Origin of the sequence: Streptomyces sp. NBC_00576 (assembly GCF_036345175.1) — a bacterium.
In the GTDB taxonomy this organism is placed as follows: Bacteria; Actinomycetota; Actinomycetes; order Streptomycetales; family Streptomycetaceae; genus Streptomyces.
In genome coordinates this window covers 963129-981680 of sequence record NZ_CP107780.1, presented here as the reverse complement: position 1 = coordinate 981680, position 18552 = coordinate 963129, and the positions used below count along the sequence as shown (strand labels likewise).

At 67.1% G+C, this 18552-nt stretch carries 11 protein-coding genes and 1 pseudogene; 6 read left to right on the top strand and 6 right to left on the bottom strand.

All coding sequences use genetic code 11. The features are described 5' to 3' along the window. The first annotated feature begins 1 nt into the window (after window position 1). The 5 genes from OG734_RS04240 (at window position 2) to OG734_RS04220 (ending at window position 6368) form a co-directional block, all read left to right on the top strand. Complete coding sequence (locus tag OG734_RS04240; protein ID WP_330286112.1) at window positions 2–943, top strand: ABC transporter permease; 942 nt, start codon at window positions 2–4, stop codon at window positions 941–943. Next, window positions 940–2700 carry a dipeptide/oligopeptide/nickel ABC transporter permease/ATP-binding protein gene (locus OG734_RS04235; protein ID WP_330286111.1) on the top strand — a complete coding sequence of 587 codons (1761 nt, stop codon included), beginning with the start codon at window positions 940–942 and terminating at the stop codon, window positions 2698–2700. Before OG734_RS04240 ends, OG734_RS04235 begins: the two co-directional genes overlap by 4 nt. Then, the gene (locus OG734_RS04230) at window positions 2697–3533 is read left to right on the top strand and encodes an ABC transporter ATP-binding protein (RefSeq protein WP_330286110.1); all 837 of its coding nucleotides are present in this window, start codon (window positions 2697–2699) and stop codon (window positions 3531–3533) included. The genes OG734_RS04235 and OG734_RS04230 overlap by 4 nt, the downstream gene beginning before the upstream one ends. A gap of 111 nt (window positions 3534–3644) precedes the next feature. Then, window positions 3645–5009 (top strand): GH1 family beta-glucosidase, encoded by a 1365-nt coding sequence (locus OG734_RS04225; RefSeq protein ID WP_330286109.1) that lies wholly within the window; start codon window positions 3645–3647, stop codon window positions 5007–5009. Between the two features lie 330 nt (window positions 5010–5339). Further along, on the top strand, window positions 5340–6368 hold the full coding sequence (locus OG734_RS04220) for a Gfo/Idh/MocA family protein (RefSeq protein WP_330286108.1): 1029 nt from the start codon (window positions 5340–5342) through the stop codon (window positions 6366–6368). Window positions 6369–6440: 72 nt separating this feature from the next. Here the strand turns inward: OG734_RS04220 and OG734_RS04215 are convergent, their stop codons facing one another. Then, entirely contained in the window at window positions 6441–7898 is a 1458-nt protein-coding gene (locus OG734_RS04215; protein WP_330286107.1) for an NF041680 family putative transposase, read from the bottom strand. 183 nt (window positions 7899–8081) lie between these two features. On the opposite strand from OG734_RS04215, the pseudogene OG734_RS04210 reads away from it, so the two are divergent. Continuing rightward, a pseudogene (locus OG734_RS04210) lies at window positions 8082–8353 on the top strand (helix-turn-helix domain-containing protein); the annotation flags it as partial. 248 nt (window positions 8354–8601) lie between these two features. Here OG734_RS04210 and OG734_RS04205 read toward each other — a convergent pair. The 5 genes from OG734_RS04205 to OG734_RS04185 form a co-directional block, all read right to left on the bottom strand. Next, on the bottom strand, window positions 8602–9609 hold the full coding sequence (locus tag OG734_RS04205; protein WP_330286106.1) for a LacI family DNA-binding transcriptional regulator: 1008 nt from the start codon (window positions 9607–9609) through the stop codon (window positions 8602–8604). Window positions 9610–10238: 629 nt separating this feature from the next. Then, window positions 10239–12650, bottom strand: coding sequence for a pectinesterase family protein (locus OG734_RS04200; protein ID WP_330286105.1), 2412 nt, complete (start codon window positions 12648–12650; stop codon window positions 10239–10241). Window positions 12651–12731: 81 nt separating this feature from the next. Next, on the bottom strand, window positions 12732–14549 hold the full coding sequence (locus OG734_RS04195; protein WP_330286104.1) for a LamG domain-containing protein: 1818 nt from the start codon (window positions 14547–14549) through the stop codon (window positions 12732–12734). 140 nt (window positions 14550–14689) lie between these two features. After that, entirely contained in the window at window positions 14690–16420 is a 1731-nt protein-coding gene (locus OG734_RS04190) for an acyl-CoA dehydrogenase (RefSeq protein WP_330286103.1), read from the bottom strand. 102 nt (window positions 16421–16522) lie between these two features. Continuing rightward, complete coding sequence (locus OG734_RS04185) at window positions 16523–18547, bottom strand: NADPH-dependent 2,4-dienoyl-CoA reductase (RefSeq protein ID WP_330286102.1); 2025 nt, start codon at window positions 18545–18547, stop codon at window positions 16523–16525. Between the last annotated feature and the right edge of the window lie 5 nt (window positions 18548–18552).

Sequence of the window (18552 nt, the reverse complement as noted above, 5' to 3'; positions counted from 1 at the left end):
GATGCTTCCCATCATTTTCCGCAGGCTGGCACTGTCCATTCCGCTCCTGGTGGTCGTCTCGGCGATCACCTCGCTTCTGGAGTCGTTCGTGCCGGGTGACCCGGCACGAACGATCCTGGGTATCAACGCGACGAAGGAGCAGTACGACGCGCTGAGAGCCTCGCTCCATCTCGACAAGCCGTTCGTCGAGCAGTACTGGCTGTACCTGCGCGACATCCTGCACGGCGACTTCGGAAACTCGCTGTTCAGCGGTGAATCCGTGCTGGGGGTGATCGAGCAACGCCTGCCGGTCACGCTGATACTGGTGATCGGGGCCACCGCGCTGTCGACCCTGGTCGGCGTCCTGCTCGGCGTGTACAGCGCGACGCGCGGCCGGTTCAGCCGCCGGATGTTCGACGTGGTGTCCCTGTTGGGCAGCGCCCTGCCCAACTTCTGGCTCGCGCTGATGCTCGTATCCCTGTTCGCCGTCAAGTTCCCGATCTTCCCGGCCACCGGGTACACCCCGTTCCCCGAGTCAGCGGGGCAATGGGCGGCTGGCCTCGTCCTGCCCGTGATCTCTCTCTCGATCGGGGGTGTCGCCCTGATCTCCAAGATCACCCGCGACGCGATGCTGTCCACCCTGAACCTCGACTACATCAGAACGCTGCGGGCCTCCGGCGTCCGGCCCGCATCCATCGTCTGGAAGCACGCCCTGCGCAGTTGCGGGCTGCCGGTGGCGACCGCGGTCGGTCTCACGATGATCGCGTACATCCCCGGCACGATCCTCGTCGAGAACATCTTCACCCTGCCCGGCCTCGGGACGACGGTTGTCGACGCGACCAACCAGCACGATCTGCCGGTCGTGCAGGGCCTCACCATCACCTTCACGGTCATGGTGATCGTGATCAACCTTCTCGTCGACGTTCTCTACAGCCTCCTGAACCCGAAGGTGCGTGTGGCATGACCGCTACAGCTCCGCCCGTGAGCGTGCCATCACGGAAGTGGACCAACCCCTTCGCCGGGATCTGGCGCCGTCCTCTCACCGCGGCAGCGCTCGCCGTGGTCCTGGCGGTTACCGTCGCCGTGATTCTCGCCCCGCTGCTGGCACCGCACCCGCCGCTGGCGCAGGACCTGCTCCACGCGCGGGGCGGTCCGTCGGCCAGCCACCCGCTGGGCACCGACGAGCTCGGCCGCGACGTGCTGAGCCGGTTGCTCCACGGCGGGCGGCCTGCCCTGCTGGGGGTGGGTGTGGCGGTGAGCGTCTACGTCGTCCTGGGCATGTCACTCGGCATTCTCGCCGGCTATCTACGGGGCTGGACCGACCGGGTCATCGTGGCTGCGATGGACGTCATGCTCTCGGTTCCCGCGGTCATCCTCATGCTCGCCGTCCTGGCGATCTTCAGCCAGAGCAACATCGCCGCCATGCTCACGCTCGGCGTCCTCTCCTCCGCAGGCCTCGCACGGATCATCCGCAGCTCGTGCATCGCACTGCGGGAGGAACTGTTCGTGGACGCGGCCAGAGTGTCCGGGCTCAGCCCGGCGCGGATCATGGCACGACACATCCTCCCCGGCCTGGTGGGGCTGTTGCTCGTCCAAATGTGCCTCTTCTCGGGCATCGCCCTCATGGTGCAGACCGGCCTGGGCTTCCTCGGCCTGGCCACCCCGCCGCCCGCCCCCAGCTGGGGCGGCATGGTCGGAGAGGCCTCGCAGGTCATCGAGCAGAACCCCTACCTGCTGCTCATCTCCGGCGGCCTGATCGGCCTCATGTCCATCGCCTTCGGGCTGCTCGGCGACGGGCTGCGCGACCTCACTCAGGACCGGAGAGAAGGTACCGGCAGCCGGTCGCAGCGGCCGGTCCCCGTGGTGGTCGCCAAGGACACCGCCGAAGCGTCGGACACGAACCCGGACGCGGGTGTGCTCGCCGTGCGCGACTACTCGATCGCCTTCGCCACCCCCCAGGGCCCGCGCACCGTCGTCGACTCCGTCAGCTTCACGGTGAAAACCGGCGAGATCTTCGGTCTCGTGGGCGAGTCCGGCAGCGGCAAGACGGTGACGGGCCTGTCCCTGCTCGGACTGCTCGCTCCCAACGGGACGGTGACGGGTGGCTCGGCCTGGCTGGCCGGCAGACGGATCAGCGGTCTGCCGGAGCGGGAACTGCAGCGCATCCGCGGCAGCGAGATAGCCCTGGTGTCACAGGAACCCATGGTGGCACTCGACCCCTACTTCACCATCGGCTCCCAGCTGTCCGAGGTCATCCGACGCACCGGCACCGTGTCGGGCGGGAAGCAGGCCGTCAGGCAACGGGTCCGCGAACTGCTGACCAGCGTCCACCTGCGCGATCCGGACGACGTCGCTCGCCGGCACCCGCACGAGCTTTCCGGTGGCATGCTCCAGCGCGTGGCCATCGCCATGGCGCTGTCCGGGTCACCGAAGGTGCTGATCGCCGACGAACCCACCACGGCACTGGACGTCACGGTGCAGGCCGGCATCCTCGATCTGCTCCGGTCGCTGCGCGATGAGCGTGGCATGGCGATCATCCTGATCACGCACGACTTGGGAGTGGTGGCCGACATCTGCGACCGGGCGACCGTGATGGAGAAGGGCCGGATCGTGGAAGAAGGGCCGGTCGAGAACATCTTCTACCAGCCCCAGCACCCGTACACGAAGAAGCTCATCGACAGCACCCCCAGCATCACGACAACCGAGGGCAGGATCGCGTGACCGGCACACCCATACTCCAGGTCGACGGGCTCGCGGTCCGCTACCCGTCCCGTGGCCTGCGCAAGCCCCCGAACACGGTCATCGAGAACGTGTCGTTCGAGGTCGGTCCCGGCGAGACGGTCGCCCTCGTAGGCGAGTCCGGCTCGGGCAAGACCACCATCGGCAAGGCCGTCCTGGGACTGACCCCGGTCAGCGGCGGGCGCGTGCTGCTCGACGGACGGGACATCACCCGTCTTACCGGCCGTGCCCGCCGCGCACTGTCCGCCGACCTCCAGGCGATCTTCCAGAACCCGTACGGGTCACTCAATCCGGCCCTGCCGATCGGACGGACCCTGGCCGAGCCCTTGCTCGCCGGCTCGACCCGCTCACGCGGCGAAGTCCGCGAGCACATCGCCGACCTGCTCCGCCGCGTCGGCCTGCCCGAGGACGCGGCCGACCGCTACCCTGCCCAGTTCAGCGGCGGCCAACGTCAGCGCATCGCCATCGCCCGGGCGGTCGCCAGGCAGCCCAAGCTCATCGTCTGCGACGAGCCGACCAGCGCTCTCGACGTAACCACCCAGGCCACCGCCCTGGACCTCCTCTCCGAACTCCAGCAGTCACTCGGGTGTGCATACCTGTTCATCACGCACGACCTCGCCGTCGTCAAGGAGTTCGCGGCGCGCACCCTGGTACTGCAACACGGACGCATCGTCGAAGAGGGACGCAGCACCGACGTCTGCGACCAGCCGCAGCACATGTACACCCGGAGACTGGTGGCGGCCGCCCCCGTCCCCGACCCGGTCCTGCAGCGCAGCCGTCGACACAAGCGACTTGACCTGGAAGCAACCTCATGAAAAACCGGCGTCCATGCCACACGAAGCGTCCGGTGTTCGCGGCGGCGTCGTCATGACGCCGACCGAAGCGCGGGCGCAGCCGACCGAAACCCAGGCCAGGAGGCCACAGCGATGAACAACTCACATGGCGAGAGCCGGATCGTGTTCCCCAGGGACTTCGTGTTCGGCACGGCCACCAGTGCCTTCCAGATCGAGGGGGCCTGGGACGAGGACGGGAAAGGTCCATCGATCTGGGACACCTTCGGGCACACCCCGGGCAAGGTGCACCTGGACATCCCCGGCGACGTCGCCGTTGACCACTACCACCGGTTCCGCGAGGACGTCGCACTGATGCGCGACCTGGGCGTCGATTCCTACCGTCTCTCGCTGAGCTGGTCCCGGCTGTTCCCCGAGGGAACCGGTGCCGTGAACCGCGCCGGCGTCGATTTCTACCACCGCCTCTTCGACGAACTGGACGCGGCCGGGATTTCCCCGAATGTCACGCTCTACCACTGGGACCTGCCCCAGGCGCTCGAGGACCGCGGCGGCTGGGGCAACCGCGATGTTGCGCAGTGGTTCCGTGACTATGCCGCGTTGGCGTTCGAGGAGTTCGGCGAGCGGGTGCCGCGCTGGGTAACTCTCAACGAGCCCATCGCCATCTGGGTGGGATACGGCATGGATATGTTCGCGCCCGGCCACGCGGATGCCCGGTTGGGCAAGCGGGCCATGCATCACGCACTCCTCGCGCACGGTGAGGCGGTCCGCGCCTTTCGGGAGCTCGGCGCACCCGGATCCGAGATCGGCATCGTGGTGGACATCTGGAAGCAGCACCCCGCCACCGACGACCCCGCCGACGCGGCTTTCGCGGCGCGGAACGAGGACGACTCCTTCCGGTTCTTCCTCGACCCGCTACTGAACAAGGGATACAGCGAGCGCAACGTCGAACGCCTCACCCGCGAGGGCACCATGCCCGAGGTCCGCGACGGCGACCTGGACCTGATTGCCTCCCCGGTCGACTTCCTCGGCCTGAACGTGTACTCCAGGGTCGTCGCCAGCGCCAAGGACGCGGACAAGAAATGGTGGGAGGTCAATCGCGAGACCCACCCGGGCGGGAACTTCCTCGACAACGGCATGGAGTTCTACCCCGAGGCCGTCTACGACGCGATCAAACTCGTAGGCGATGAATACGGCTGGACGGGACCGGTGTACATCACCGAGAACGGCACCATCGACGCCGAAGGCGCCGACCCGTTCGACGACCAGGAGCGCATCCGCTACGTCCGCGGCTTCCTGCAGTGGATCGCACGCGCCATCGACGAGGGCGCCGACGTGCGCGGCTACTACCTCTGGTCGCTCCTGGACAACTACGAATGGTCCGCAGGCTTCAGCAAGCGCTTCGGCATCGTCCACGTCGACCCCGACACCCTCGACCGCAAACCCAAGGCCTCCTTCGAGTGGTACCGCGACGTCATCGCGCGCCGCGAACTCGACGTCTGAGCTTGTCCTGCCTTCTCAGCGGGAGTCGGGGACGATCCTTCGTAAGACCGTCGGCCCAGGAGATCCGGGCATTCGTGTCCTGAACGTCGATGGAGCTGGTTGTAGGAGCCGTTCTTGAAGCGAAGCTGTGCTGAACACAAAGGTTGTTGGCCCTGACTCGACGCCTCCCAGGCAGCCGACGACCTCGCCGCCACATGTGCCGAGAATTTCACCGAACACCAGGACGCGGAGATCACCCACCCTCCCCAGCCAGGGTGAACCCACACCCTCTACCAACCCAAGCCCGGACAAGCCCACAGAACACCTCCCGAAGAACGCACAGGAGTTCCCTTGGCCCCCGTACGCATTGGACTGATCGGCTATGGCTTCGGCGGACGTGTCTTCCACGCCCCGCTGCTCGCTGCCGCCCCGGAATACGAGTTCCTGGGCGTGGTCACCAATTCCCCGGAGCGCCGAGCCCAGGTCGCCCAGGACCTGAGCCGGCCGACCTTCGACTCACTGGAGGACCTGGCCCGCGCCGGCGTCGAGGCGGTCGTCGTCTCCACTCCCGCGGCCACGCACGTGACTTTGGTGCAGCAGGCGCTGGAACTGGGCCTGGCTGTCGTCTGCGACAAACCATTCGCACTCGACGCCGCCTCGGCACGTGCGACTGTCGAGCTCGCGGAGAAGCAAGGTCGTCCGCTGACGGTGTACCAGAACCGCCGGTGGGACTCCGACTTCCTCACCCTGCGGACGCTACTCGACACCGGCGGAATCGGGACCGTGCTCCGCTACGAGTCCCGGTTCGAGGTCTTCCGACCCGAGGCAGGTCCTCCTGTCGCGGGCGGTGGCACCCTTGTCGACTTCGGCAGCCACCTGGTCGACCAGGCCCTGGTGCTGTCCGGCCCGGTGGAGCGGGTGTACGCGGAGATGCACCACCGCGAGGACGAGGAAGGACTCGACGACGACGTCTTTGTGGCCCTGACCCACCGCAACGGGGTCCAGTCCCACCTGTGGGGCAGTGGACGGCAGGGTGCGCCAGGACCCAGCCTGCGCGTGACCGGGACCACGGGCACCTTCGTCATCGACCACAAAGACAGCCAGGACCGCGCGCTGATGACCGGTGCGACCCCGCAATCCGACGGCGACAGCTGGGGTACCGTGCCCGAACACCTCTGGGGCCGGGTGCGGCGCGGAGACACCGCCGAGCCCGTCATCTCGAGCCGCGGCAGGTGGGACCTGTTCTATACAGCCTTCGCCGCCGCGGTCCACGGTGAGGGACCTGTTCCCGTCGACCCCTGGGACGCGGTCGCCACCGCCACCGTCCTCGACGCCGCGCGGTCCAGCGCCCGCAACGGCCGGGTGGTGCGCCTGCCCTGACCGCGGAGTGCCTCCGACGTCCGGCCCATACGGTCCGGTTTTCGAGCAACAGGGAAGGCACTAACTTGATCTTTAACCAGTGCGGCGTGGTCGTGGGGTAGTTGACTTCTTCGTCCGCTGTTTCGCAGGTTGTGTCCTGTGGGGTGTGTGCACGTCGTGGCGGGGAGTGGGCCGGGTGTTCTTTTGGCCCGGCGGCCGTCCGGGGCCCGGACGAGAAGGTTTCGGTGCTTGGGCTGGGCAGACCGCTTGTGGGCGGATGTGCCGGAAGTCGCGGCGGACTCGGGCGGGGGTGAGCCTGTCCGGGGAACTGGGTTTCTCCCAAGGGCGACGCCGGTCGGCTGCGAGTGGGCGGGCGAGCCGAAGTTGGGTGTAGGCAGCGAGGATCAGCCAGGTCCATCGGTCGGCTGCCTCGGGGGTGCGGATCTTCGGGGAGGTCCAGCCCAGGGTCTGCTTGAACAAGCGGAAGGTGTGCTCGATGTCGAAGCGTCGCAGGTATGCCTGCCAGAGACGGTCGGCGTCCGCCGGGGTGGCATCGGTGTCTGACCACCACAACCAGACCGGCTTCGGTGTTGCTCCGCTGGGCAGGTGGTCGATGTCCAGGCGGATCACCGTCCCCTCGACGATCGGGAGGGTGCCGTCGGTGGCTGCCCAGGAGGAGCGGTGGGTCAGCTTGGGGTGCAGCCGGTTCCAGGACCGGGCCCTGGCGGTTCCGTAGAGGCGTGTGTCGGTGACCGTTTCGGTGTCCGGAGTGCCCCAGGTGTCGGACTGCCCGAAGACGAACTCGCCGCCGTGCCGGGGCGGGCGGCCCTGGGTGTGCGGCAGTCGGGGCGGGACAGCTCTGCGCAGGACGCGGTCGGATCGCATCCTGGCCAGCACCTGGACCGGCAGGTCTTTGAGGAGAAAGCCGAGGCGGGGTGCGTCGTATCCGGCGTCCGCGACGATGAGGATGTCGGGGTCACCCGCCTGCCACTGCCCCGCTGCGATCAGTCGCTGAAGCAGATCGCGCAGTTGCCGGGCGGTGACGGTGGCGGTGTCGTCCCCAGGCGTCAGACGCAGTGCGTCCAGGGGTGCGGTCCATGAGCTGCGGCCGGGTTCGAGTGCGCAGATGATCGAGTAGGGCCAGCCGGGGACGGGGATGTGCTGATCCTTGCCTCTGCCGTACGTGTGGCACAGGATCCGCTGCGGTGAGGTGTGGGCGTCGGGCCGCAGCCAGCAGGTGACGTCGATGGCTAGGACCAGCCGCCCGTCGGCAGCCCGCGGCAGCGGTACTTCGGCCAGTGCCCGCCGCAGTCGGCCGGCATCGATGCTTCCACGGGCCACCGCGGCATAGAGCCCTCCATGGCCTCGGCGGTGCTCACCCACCAGTGACAGCTCGGCCAGCGACCTCACCGGCCCGTCGCCGCACAGAACAGCATCGGCCAGCTCGAACAACGCGTCCGAACGAGCGGTCAGGCAGGCGTAGAACTCGCCCCGGAAGCATGACAGTTGCGCCAACGGCTCTCGCCGGGCGTCGTGCTGCAGCAGACTCATCCTCACGGCCTTCGTGCTGAATGTGTGTGTTCCTTGGTCGGAGCACATGTTCAGCCGAAGGCCGCCTCCGTGTATGGCAGTTACCGAACCGGGTGATCAAGTTCGACGAACCATTCGACGTCGGACGTTAAAGATCAAGCTAAAGCCTGTTGCAGAAGGCCGTGGTCAGGGCATTTCACTGGCATGGCTGGGGCGTTGAGGGCTGAGGGGGTGTGGGTGGAGACGTTCACCGGATTGCGGGCCGAACAGTTCGGACAGCTGCTGAAGGCGGTCCGTGAACGCGGCGGTGAAGGGTGCGGATGGGTTCCTCCGTGGCGGCTGCCGCTGACCGAGCAGGTACTCCTGGTGGACATCTACCACCGCACAACCTCACGATGCGGCAGCCCGCTAAGCTGTTCGGCATCTCCCCGGCGACTGTGTGCCGGGTGATCCAAAGGCTCGGCCTGCTGCTCGCACCCTTTCTCGCAGAGCGGCTGGACGGACTGGCCGACGAGCCCCGGCCTGGCCGGCCGCCCACGATCGATCAGTATCGATAATGGGGAAGCGGTCGTGGTCACCACGCTGGAACAACTGCCGAAGAACGCCACCCACTGGTGCTGGACATCGATGGCGCAACACAGTGGTCTGTCGAAGTCCACCGTCGGCTGGATCTGGCGGCAGTTCCAGGCTGACCGCCGACCTCCAGAGTTTCGGCGCGCGCCGGTCAGGCGGATTCCCGGACACGGAGCAGGAGCTCGTCGCGGAGGGGTTCGGCGGGAACCTGCTGGCCGTCCAGCGTGTCGACGACCCGGCGGGCCAGGCCCCGCGCGATGGCGTCGGTGTCGCGTACGACCGTGGTGAGCGGTGGGTGTGCCAGCGACGCGCCTGGGATGTCGTCGACGCCGATCACGGCCAGGTCCCGCGGAGCGCGCAGTCCGAGGTGACTCAAGCCTGCGAGCACCGCGAGGGCGACATTGTCGTTGAAGGCGCAGATTCCCGTCACTGGTGGGTCGGCGGCGAGCCACGCCTTCACCGTTTCGGCGGCGCCCGGCGCATCGAAGGGTACGGTCCGGACATCCGGCTCCGGTAGGTCCAGCTCGGTGCACACCTTGCGGACACCGTCCAGCCGCGGTTGGGCCAGGACGTCGAGCCCCGGCAGGTCGGGGTAGGCGTAGCCGAGCCGGCGGTTGGGTGCGGCGAGGTGCCGCGCCTGCAGTGCGCCGATCGGCTGCTCGGACACCAGGGGAGGCCGGGGCTCACCTTGTATCGACCCGTGCATCGCCATGATCACCTCGATGCCCGCTGCCCGCATCGCCTCGGCTTCCAGGTCGTCGAAGCCCTGGAGGGCCAACACCGCCGCAGGGGTCATGGCTTTCCAGATGTCCCGCAGGGGGCGCTTGGGGTGAGCCGACGAGTGCACCACGAAGGTCAGCCCGTTCTCGGCGAAGGCATTGGTCAGCTGCTGGATGAGGCGTCCGAGGACATGCTCGATCGGCCAGTCCGGCAGCAGCCCGAGCACGATCTCCGAGCGTCCCGTGCGCAGGGCACGCGCCGCGGCCGAGGGTGCGTAGCCCAGGCGGGCGGCCGCGTCCCACACCCGTTGCCGAGTGGCATCGGGGATCTTCTGATGAGAAACGGCATTGAGGACATAGCTCACCGTCGCACGGGAGACTCCGGCCTCCTGTGCCACATCCGCGCTGGTCACCCGCCTGCCGTTGGACACCCCGGTCACCCGCCTCGCCTCGGTCGGACCTCCTTTTGAAGGCACACGACCGCGGTTAGCTTAGCGGCCGGATCGCCAAACTGGCACGCGTAAGTGGAACGAGTAGGTGCCTCTCACCCGAGCAGTGCCTGCTCACCGTCGCCCGGACGGTCGGCAGGTGTTGCTGCCGCTGAGACAGCGGTGGCCGTGATCCCCAATCGGTCGGCCACGGGCAGTCCGCAGATTCCAAAAATCTCAGTACAGCTCAACCTGGGCGGAACAGACCTTCCTGTGAACCTTCGGGCAATATGGCGCCGAATCACACACCGGCGCGAGCGAGGGGGAGGTCTTCCCCTCCGCCACGGTCGCGGCGGTTTGCTCGACCGCACAGACAGTCAGGGCCTCGACCGGCTCCTCCCGCGCGGCTTCCTGGGTTTCAGGTTGGGGACCTGGAGGAGACGCAGTTGGTCGCTGATGTGCCGGATCCGGTGGTCGCGGGTCCTCACCTCCCGGGCGGGGGCGGTGCGGTACGGACCTGGAGGCAGTGGAACCGCCGGCGGGGCCGGGACGGTTGTGCCGTCCCGGCCCCGCCGTGGTTTACCGCGCCCCGATGGCGGGCTCGCTGTCGGTGGACGGTGTACCTGCCACCTCGGCTGCGGTCACTGGACCGGGTTCCAGCCGTCGGTGCCGGCCAGGTACTTCTGGGCGGTGTAGTCCTTGGCCTGGGCGTCGGTCAGCTGCGGCCGCTTGGAGTTCACTCCGGCTCCGGCGCCCGAGTTGTGGTACTCGAAGAACCGGGCCTGCTGCCAGGTGTAGTCGGGGACCATGTTGGTCCAGGGCTGTGCGGTCGTGATCCCGGCGGGCAACTCGGTGTCCCGGATCACCGCCTGGGGCGAGGCGGTTGTCGTGTTGTGCCATGGCCGGCCGAGATAGAAGGTGTTGGCGGCCGACGAGGAGATCACCTTGCTGTTGGTGATGAGGAGTCCGTACTTCCTCGCCTGGTCGGTGTTGGGTGCCACGATCGTGCCGCCGACGTGGGGCCAGACGTGCAGGGTGGCCTGGTCGAACACCGCGGTGGCGTTACCGAAAAGGAAGTCGATACTGCCTGCGATGTAGACGTTGCGGAAGTACTGCCGGGTCTGGTCGGTGGCGACCGGCGACTTGGCGAGCACGGTGTCCTGGGTGCTGATGATCCGGACATTGGTGTACACCTGCCGGTCACCCGTGGCGGCCAGTGCGACGGCCTGGGTTTCGTACGGGCTGATCTCCGGGTGGGCCGCCGGGTCGAAGGTGTTTTGGATCGTGAGGCTCTGGACCGCCAGGTTGGGGGCCTTGAAGCTGGCCACGGCGCTGCCCTCGGTGCCGTACTGCGTGCCGTCGGGCTTGAGACACCCATGGCACCTGTCGTACTTGATGACGACGTCCGCGGCGTTGCCGGTGGCACCCTTGATCGTCAGGTTGGTCAGGGTCTTCGGGACGGTGACGACCTCGTTGTAGGTGCCCTTGTTGATGAGGATGGTGTGCGGGTTCCCGTCCGCGGGGACGGCGTTGATCGCATTCTGCACGGTGCGGTACTGGGCGGAGCCATCGGCCGCGACCGTGAGCGACGGCGACGGCGAATTCGATATCGCCATGAAGTTCACCGCGACGAAAGGCATCGCGCCTGCGCCGGGGTCGCGGTCATACCGGAAGTTCAACCGAGCCGAGCTGTTCTTGCAGTTGCTCGTGGTGAACGCGGGGGTGTATACCCCAAAGTCGCCGAAGTCGTCGCCGTCTCCCACGCAGGTGTTTTTGCCGTATGGCTGGATCCGTACCTGCCCGGTGTCCTTCCAGTAGTCCAGTTTGAACCAGTAGGGGGACTGATCGGGTTTGCACGGCGTTACGATCAGTTGTTCATGGGTGGCGTTCCAACAACTCTTGGTTCCATACGGGTTCGTCAGATTGTTCTCAATCATGTAATAACCGGGTTGGTAGCCACTTTCTTCGAGGTGCCAATGAACGTCGGACGTTTGCTGGGTGGATGGCCGGTCAATCACAGTCTCCCCACCGTCAACGATCTCCCCGCCCGTACCGAGGGTTTGTTCGTCGTCGTAGGGAATGAAGATCTGCACATCCGCCCTGGCCATCAGGCGGAAGTAGAAGACCGCGCGATGGTCGGACGAGAGGTCCCGGGAGCCTGAGGAGAGGCCCGGAACCACCTGGTTGGCGACCATGTAGTCGAGTTCGTTGTCGTTCCCGTTTCCGCCGTAGTGAGTGGCCCGGCCAGTCCGGTAGATGTGCATGTTCTGTGCGGTTGACAGCAGTCGGGGCTCACGGTTGAAGTCACCCAAGGCGGCCCAGTGGTCGTTGCCCGACGCCGTGTCGATGTTTTCGAGGAGCTGGCGGGCGTCGTTTCCTCCCCCGGACAGCGCGTGAACGGTCCAGAACCAGGTGTCACCGATCTGGATGCCCAACGACGGCCGTGAGCTGGCGAAGCCGTATCGGTTGGTGAAGGCGGGCCGGGCGACACTGACGAAATCGGCTCTTTGCCTGGAGACGATGGCGAGATTGACCCGGCCCTGGCCGTTGGCGTTGCCGAAGTCGGTTTGCATGTAGTAGATGTTCCAGGTCCCCAGGCGCGCTCCACCCGGTCGATAGTCGTACCGCTGCACCGTCCAGCCCAGGTTCTGGCCCGTGGCCGACCTGCCCCTCAGGCCGAGATGGAAAGCGCCGAAGTCGTGGGCCACTGCACGAGCCCCATTTGCCTCCCTCATCACCATCTGATTGAGGTTGGAATCCCATCGTCCCGCGCTGGCAGGCGGTTCCCCGGTTTCCTGCAGGGCGATCACGTCGTGGTTCTGCTGCATCAGCCCATGGACACCGCTCCCCCACTTGCTGTCCAGCGTGCCCTGGCCGCCCTGCATGTTCCAGTTCGCGGGTCTGAAATCGTCGACCGCGGCGGAGGCCGACTGCACCGTTGCGAAGAAGACCGCGCAGATGACACTGGCGACCATGGCGACGGCAGCCGTGAGGCTGACGAATTTCTTCCTTTTTCGCGCGTGGCGGCCCGCACTGAACAGGCGAATGTTCATCGGTTTTCCTTTTCTGCTGCGCTGCTGAACAGCGCGGATTTTCAGGGTCGTCCTCGCCCGCTGTGGGGGCTGCGGAACGCCCTAGCTTTCGGCTTTTGCGGCTTCCGCGGGCGCGCCTGTGGGCGCCGTGTACGGCTTGATGGTGATCTTGCCGGGGTGGGCCGTCAGTAGCGGGTCCGTGGCCGAGGACGGTGCGTCGGTCTCCACCACCACCCGGTCCGACATGCCGTCGTAGTAGGTCGACACGCCGTACGACACAGCACCTTCGGAGACACCTTCGGGCGACAGCTGTCGCATGACCGCGCTCTGGACGTCCATCATCTGAGCGAGGGTGAACTGGGCGCTGCGTGCCGTGGCCGGCTTCGGCCAGGCCGCGGGCTTCTCCCCGAACGGGGACGTCCAGTCCGGGGGGTTGGCCACGGTGAGGTCGGTGCGGTCCGAGGGGAAGACGAGGACCGGCCCTATGGTGGGGTCGTCGAACGCGGCCAGGGCGCAGTTGTAGTCGCGCAGGGCCTCCACTTGCTGCCACTGCAGATGGGTGCGGTCGTCGGTCAGGCCCCCAGCCGGGGTGGGGGTGAGCATCGACACCTCGGTTGCGGTCCGGGTCGTCGCAGTGCATTTGTCCGCCGGAGCGGTATTCGGGAGCCCCTCGATCACCACTTGGTCCGGGTACGCCGTCTTCAGCGGGTCGGTGACCGATGCGGGGGCGTCGGTCCGCGCCACCACCCGGTCGCGCTTGCCGTCATAGAAATAGTCCAGGTGGTAGGTGGTGTCCTGGATCAGCGTGTCGGAGGTGGGTTGCACCTTGTCGACGATCACGTCCTCGATGTCGTTGATCTGCTGGAGGGTGAACTGGCTGCGGTCCATGATGTCCGGGCTGGGCCACTCGGTGGCTTCCACCCCGTACTGGGACGTCCACTTCGTCGGGGCCACCAGGCAGGAGCCGCACATCTTGTCGCTCGGGGTGTCGGCGGGGAAGCGCATATACGCTCCGGTCCCGCCGGAGATCCCTGTGTCCGCCTGCCACATGGCCAGTGCGCCGTTGTCGTCGGCGAGGGTCTGCAGCTGCTGCCACCGCACCTCGCGCCGGTTGGCCGTCTCGGCCACCTCGTTGGCGGCCAGGGCCCGGTCGTAGAGGCGGAAGTCGCGCATCCGGCCCTTGAAGTACAGGTCGGTGGAGTACAGCGACCGTCCGATGTAGTCGGCGGTCGTCGTTCCGTTACCGATGGCGCTCGGGGTGATGGTGACGTTGGTGTTGCGGGCCTTCTCCACGCCGTTCTCGTACAGGATGCCGGTGCTGCCGGTCTGGGTGTACGTGACGTGCTTCCACATGCCGCGTGCCAGTTGGTACGAGCTGTCCGGCCGGGTCTGCTGCTCGGCGTGGTAGTCGCCGGTGGTGATGCCGGTGCGGAACTGGTTGCCGGTGGAGAACAGGTAGCCGTTGCCGTTGCCGTTGCCGGAGTTGCCCAGCCCGTAGAGGAAGTACGGCTTGCCCATGGCCGGGTCGATCCACACGTCGAAGTCGACGGTGATCGAGTTCAGCCCGGCCATGAGGTTGTCGGGCATCTTGATGTAGGTACTGGAGCCGTTGAAGGTCAGGCCTTCCTTGCCGCCCCAGTTGACGGTTCCGTTGACGGTGCCGTCGCGGTGGTGGCCGGAGGCGTCGGTCGCCACGTTCCCGGTGAACTCGTCCAGCCGGTACTCCAGCATCAGGCCGTTGGAGACGTCTGCCTGCGCCGACGTGGTGGCGCTGAACGTCAGCGCAGCGGCCGTCGTCAAGACCGACAGAGCGGCACCGACGCCGGCGGCAACCCGCCGCCGACGCGGTGAGCTCAGCTCGCGACCGAGTGCGGCCACCATACGGGCACTTACGGCCCCGACCATGATCCTTCTTCGCATGTTTTCCTTTTCCTTTTCTGCGCTGCACAGCAGTTCCTGCGCGGAGCCCGGGCCCCGACCCGTGTTCAGGACTTGAGCCGGAGCACGCCGCCGAGTCGCACGCCGACATGGGCTTCCCGTCTACTGCCGGATTTAACGAACTACCGGTAGCCGGTTTCTCCTGCGCTCGCGGACTGCGCGTGCGCCGCGACGCGGCTGAGGTGGTGAGCGCCGTAGGCGTTGGCTTCGGCTATCCGGCGATGGCTTTGGTCGGAGGTGCCGTCGCGGGTGTCGAGGGCGGCCTGGAGTGTTCGGACGTGGATCCAGCCTCCGAGGACCAGGCCCCACATCTTGAGATAGGGGACGCCGCCGGCGTAGGCGTCGCGTCGGCGGCCCTCGGCTGCGTGGTCCAGCAGAAGGACGGTGACGTCTCGAATTGAGGCGAGGGACCGTGTCATTCGCTCGGACGTCGTGACGGCTACCGGGTGCTCGGCTTCGGCCAGGTGCCGGACATCGGTCTCGATCATGTCGAGCACGCGGGAGGCGGTGCCGGCTCGATCTCGGAGAATCTTGCGGCCGAGGAAGTCGTTGGCCTGGATCGCGGTGGTGCCTTCGTAGATTGCAGCGATGCGGACGTCGCGGTAGTACTGGGCGACGCCGGTGTCCTCGATGAAGCCGGCGCCGCCATGGACCTGGACGGCGTCGGAGGTGATCCCGATGGCTTCCTCGGTTAGCCAGCCCTTCACGACGGGGGTGAGGAAGTCGGTGAGCTCGAAGCTCTCGGCGTCGCCGGCGAAGGCTCGGTCGAGGTGGATGCTGGTTTGCAACATCAGTCCACGCATGGCGGTGATGATGCCGGCCGACGAGGACAACAGGCGCGCTACGTCGGGGTGGCGGGCGATGGGTGTGCCTTCGGGCTCGTCCAGGACTCTGCCCTGGACACGATGGTGGGCGTAGTGATGGGCCGCCTGGTGGGCGCGGTCGGCGATGCCGAGGGCCCAGATGCCGGCGCCGAGGCGGCTGAGGTTCATCATCACGAACATCGCCGGGAGCCCCTGGTTCAGCTCCCCCAGGAGAAAGCCGGTTGCGTCCTCGTACTGCAGGACGCAGGTCGGGCTGCCTTTGATGCCCATCTTGTGCTCGAGTGCGATGGGGGTGACCCCGTTCGCGTGGCCCGGGCGGCCATCGGCGTCGGGAAGGAATTTGGGGACGATGAACAGTGACAGTCCTCGCACCCCTGCCGGTGCGTCCGGTGTTCGAGCGAGGACGAGGTGCACGATGTTCTCGGTCAGGTCGTGGTCGCCCCAGGAGATGTAGATCTTCTGACCGCTCACACGCCATGTCTGATCGTCCTGCGGTCGAGCGAGGGTGCGGATTGCGGCGAGGTCCGTGCCGGCCTGGGGCTCCGTCAGGTTCATCGTGCCGGTCCAGCGGCCTTCGACCATCGGCTCGAGGTAGACGGATTTCTGCTCGGGTGTGCCGGACCAGGAGATTGCGGCGACGGCGCCTTGGGTCAGTCCGCTGCACATGGCGAATGCAGGGTTCGCAGCGCTCCACAGTTCGGTGAGAGCTGCCGAGACGATTCGGGGAGCGCCGCCGGCTTGGACCGGTGCACCTACGCTGCTCCATCCCGCCCCGGTGAACTTCGCGTAGGCCTCGCGCATGCCGGGTGCGGTGACGACCTGCCCGTTCTCGATGCGCGCTGCGACCCGGTCGCCGGAGACGTTGGTGTCCTGCAGGACCTCGGCGGCCAGTTTGGCGGCCGGCCGCAGAATGGCCACGACGTCGTCGATGTCGTATTCGCCGTTGGTCACGTCGGCCAGGTGCTCGGCGCCGTTCATGACGCGGCGCAGGAGGAACTCGTACTCATTGATCGGTGGGGTGTAGCTCATGGCGGTTCTCACCGTTCTCGACGCGTGGACAGGGGCGGTTGGGCACAGCGCCGCACCGTGGGGGAGGTTTGTTCAGGGACCGTGGTGAACCGCGGGCCGGGGTCAGAGCCGGGCGGCGAGCTCGGTGGCCTGCCGGATGGCTCGCTTGGCGTCGAGCTCGGCGGCGACGTCGGCGCCGCCGATGATGTGGACCGGGCGGCCCAGCGCTGCGAGCGGTTCGATCAGGTCACGGACCGACTCCTGGCCCGTACACAGGATGATCGTGTCGACGTCGAGTACCCGTGACTCGGTGGTGCCGTCGCCGACGGCGACCGTGATGTGCAGGCCGTCGTCGTCGATCCGGTCGTAGGTCACACCCTTGACCATCTCGACGCCGGAGTCCTTGAGGGTCTGGCGGTGGACCCAGCCGGTCGTCTTGCCCAAGCCCTTGCCGAGCTCGGTTGTCTTGCGTTGGAGCAGTGTGACCTGTCGGCGGGGCGGCGTCTTGACCTTCATGGTCAGGCCACCGCGCTCCACGGACGGGTCTGTCACTCCCCAGCGCTGGTTCCAGTGCTGCACCGACTCGCCGACGTCGTGCAGCAGGAACTCCGACACGTCGAAGCCGATGCCGCCTGCACCCAGCACCGCGACCCGTTCCCCGACGGTGGCGGTGCCGCGAAGGACGTCCTGGTAGCCGACGACCGATGGGTGGTCGACGCCTGGGATGGTCGGCACGCGCGGCTCGACGCCCGTCGCGACGACAATCTCGTCGAAGCCGGTCAGGTCGTCGACGCCCGCGCGGACGCCGAGGTGGACTTTCACCCCGTTGATCTTCATCCGGTGCGAGAAGTAGCGAATCGTCTCGCGGAACTCCTCCTTGCCGGGTATTTCCATGGCGAGTCGGAACTGTCCGCCGATTTCATCGCGCGCTTCGAAGAGCTCGACGGTGTGGCCGCGCCCGGACAACTCGGTCGCGGCGGCGAGCCCGGCTGGACCTGCGCCGACGACCGCGACGCGCTTGATGGCCCGAGTCGGCGACAGGACCAGCGTGCTCTCGTGACCCGCGCGGGGGTTGACCAGACAGCTCACGCGCTTGTTGACGAAGCCGTGGTCGAGACACGCTTGATTGCAGGCAATGCAGGTGTTGATCTGGTCGGCACGCCCATCGCCTGCCTTCTGGACGAAGAACGGGTCGGCCAGCAGCGGCCGGGCCATCGAGACCATGTCGGCCTGGCCCAAGGCGATGATCTTCTCGGCGACCTCGGGAGTGTTGATCCGGTTGGACGCGACGACAGGAACCGTGACCTCGGCCTTGAGCTTGGCGGTCACCCACGCGAACGCCGCCCGGGGCACGGACGTCACGATCGTGGGTATCCGGGCCTCGTGCCAGCCGATGCCGGTGTTGATGAGCGAGACGCCGGCGGCCTCGATTCTGTGGGCCAGCTCGACGGTCTCTTCCCAGTTCTGCGCGTCGTCGACCAGGTCGAGCAGGCTCATCCGGTACATCACGATGAAGTCGTCGCCGACAGCCTCGCGGACTCGCTCGACGATCTCGACCGGGAAGCGCATCCGGTTGGTGGCGCCGCCGCCCCAGCGGTCCGTGCGGTTGTTGGTGCGCGCGGTCAGCATCTGATTGATCAGGTAGCCCTCGGACCCCATGATCTCGACGCCGTCGTAGCCCGCGCGGCGGGCGAGGACCGCCGAGGCGGCGAAGTCGTCGATGGTCCGGTCGACTTCCCTGGTCGACATCGCCTTGGGGGCTCGGAACGGAGTGATGGGTGATTTGATGTCCGACGCCGCCCGCTTGAACGGATGGTAGGCGTAACGCCCGGCGTGGAGGATCTGCATCACGATCTTGCCGTCGTGCTCGTGCACCGCGTCGGTCACGATGCGGTGCTTGTCGGCAGACCGCCTCGACGTCATCTGCGCTCCGAACGGGAGCAGCCAGCCGTGCCAGTTCGGTGCATAGCCACCGGTCACCGACAGGGCGACGCCACCCTTCGCGCGCTCGGCGAAGTAGGCCGCGAGTTCGGGCAGATGCTTGGCGCGGTCCTCCATGCCGGTGTGCATCGACCCCATGACGACGCGGTTGCGCAGCGTCGTGTGGCCCAGGTCGAGGGGTTCCAGCAAGTGCGGGTACGGGTTCACGGTGC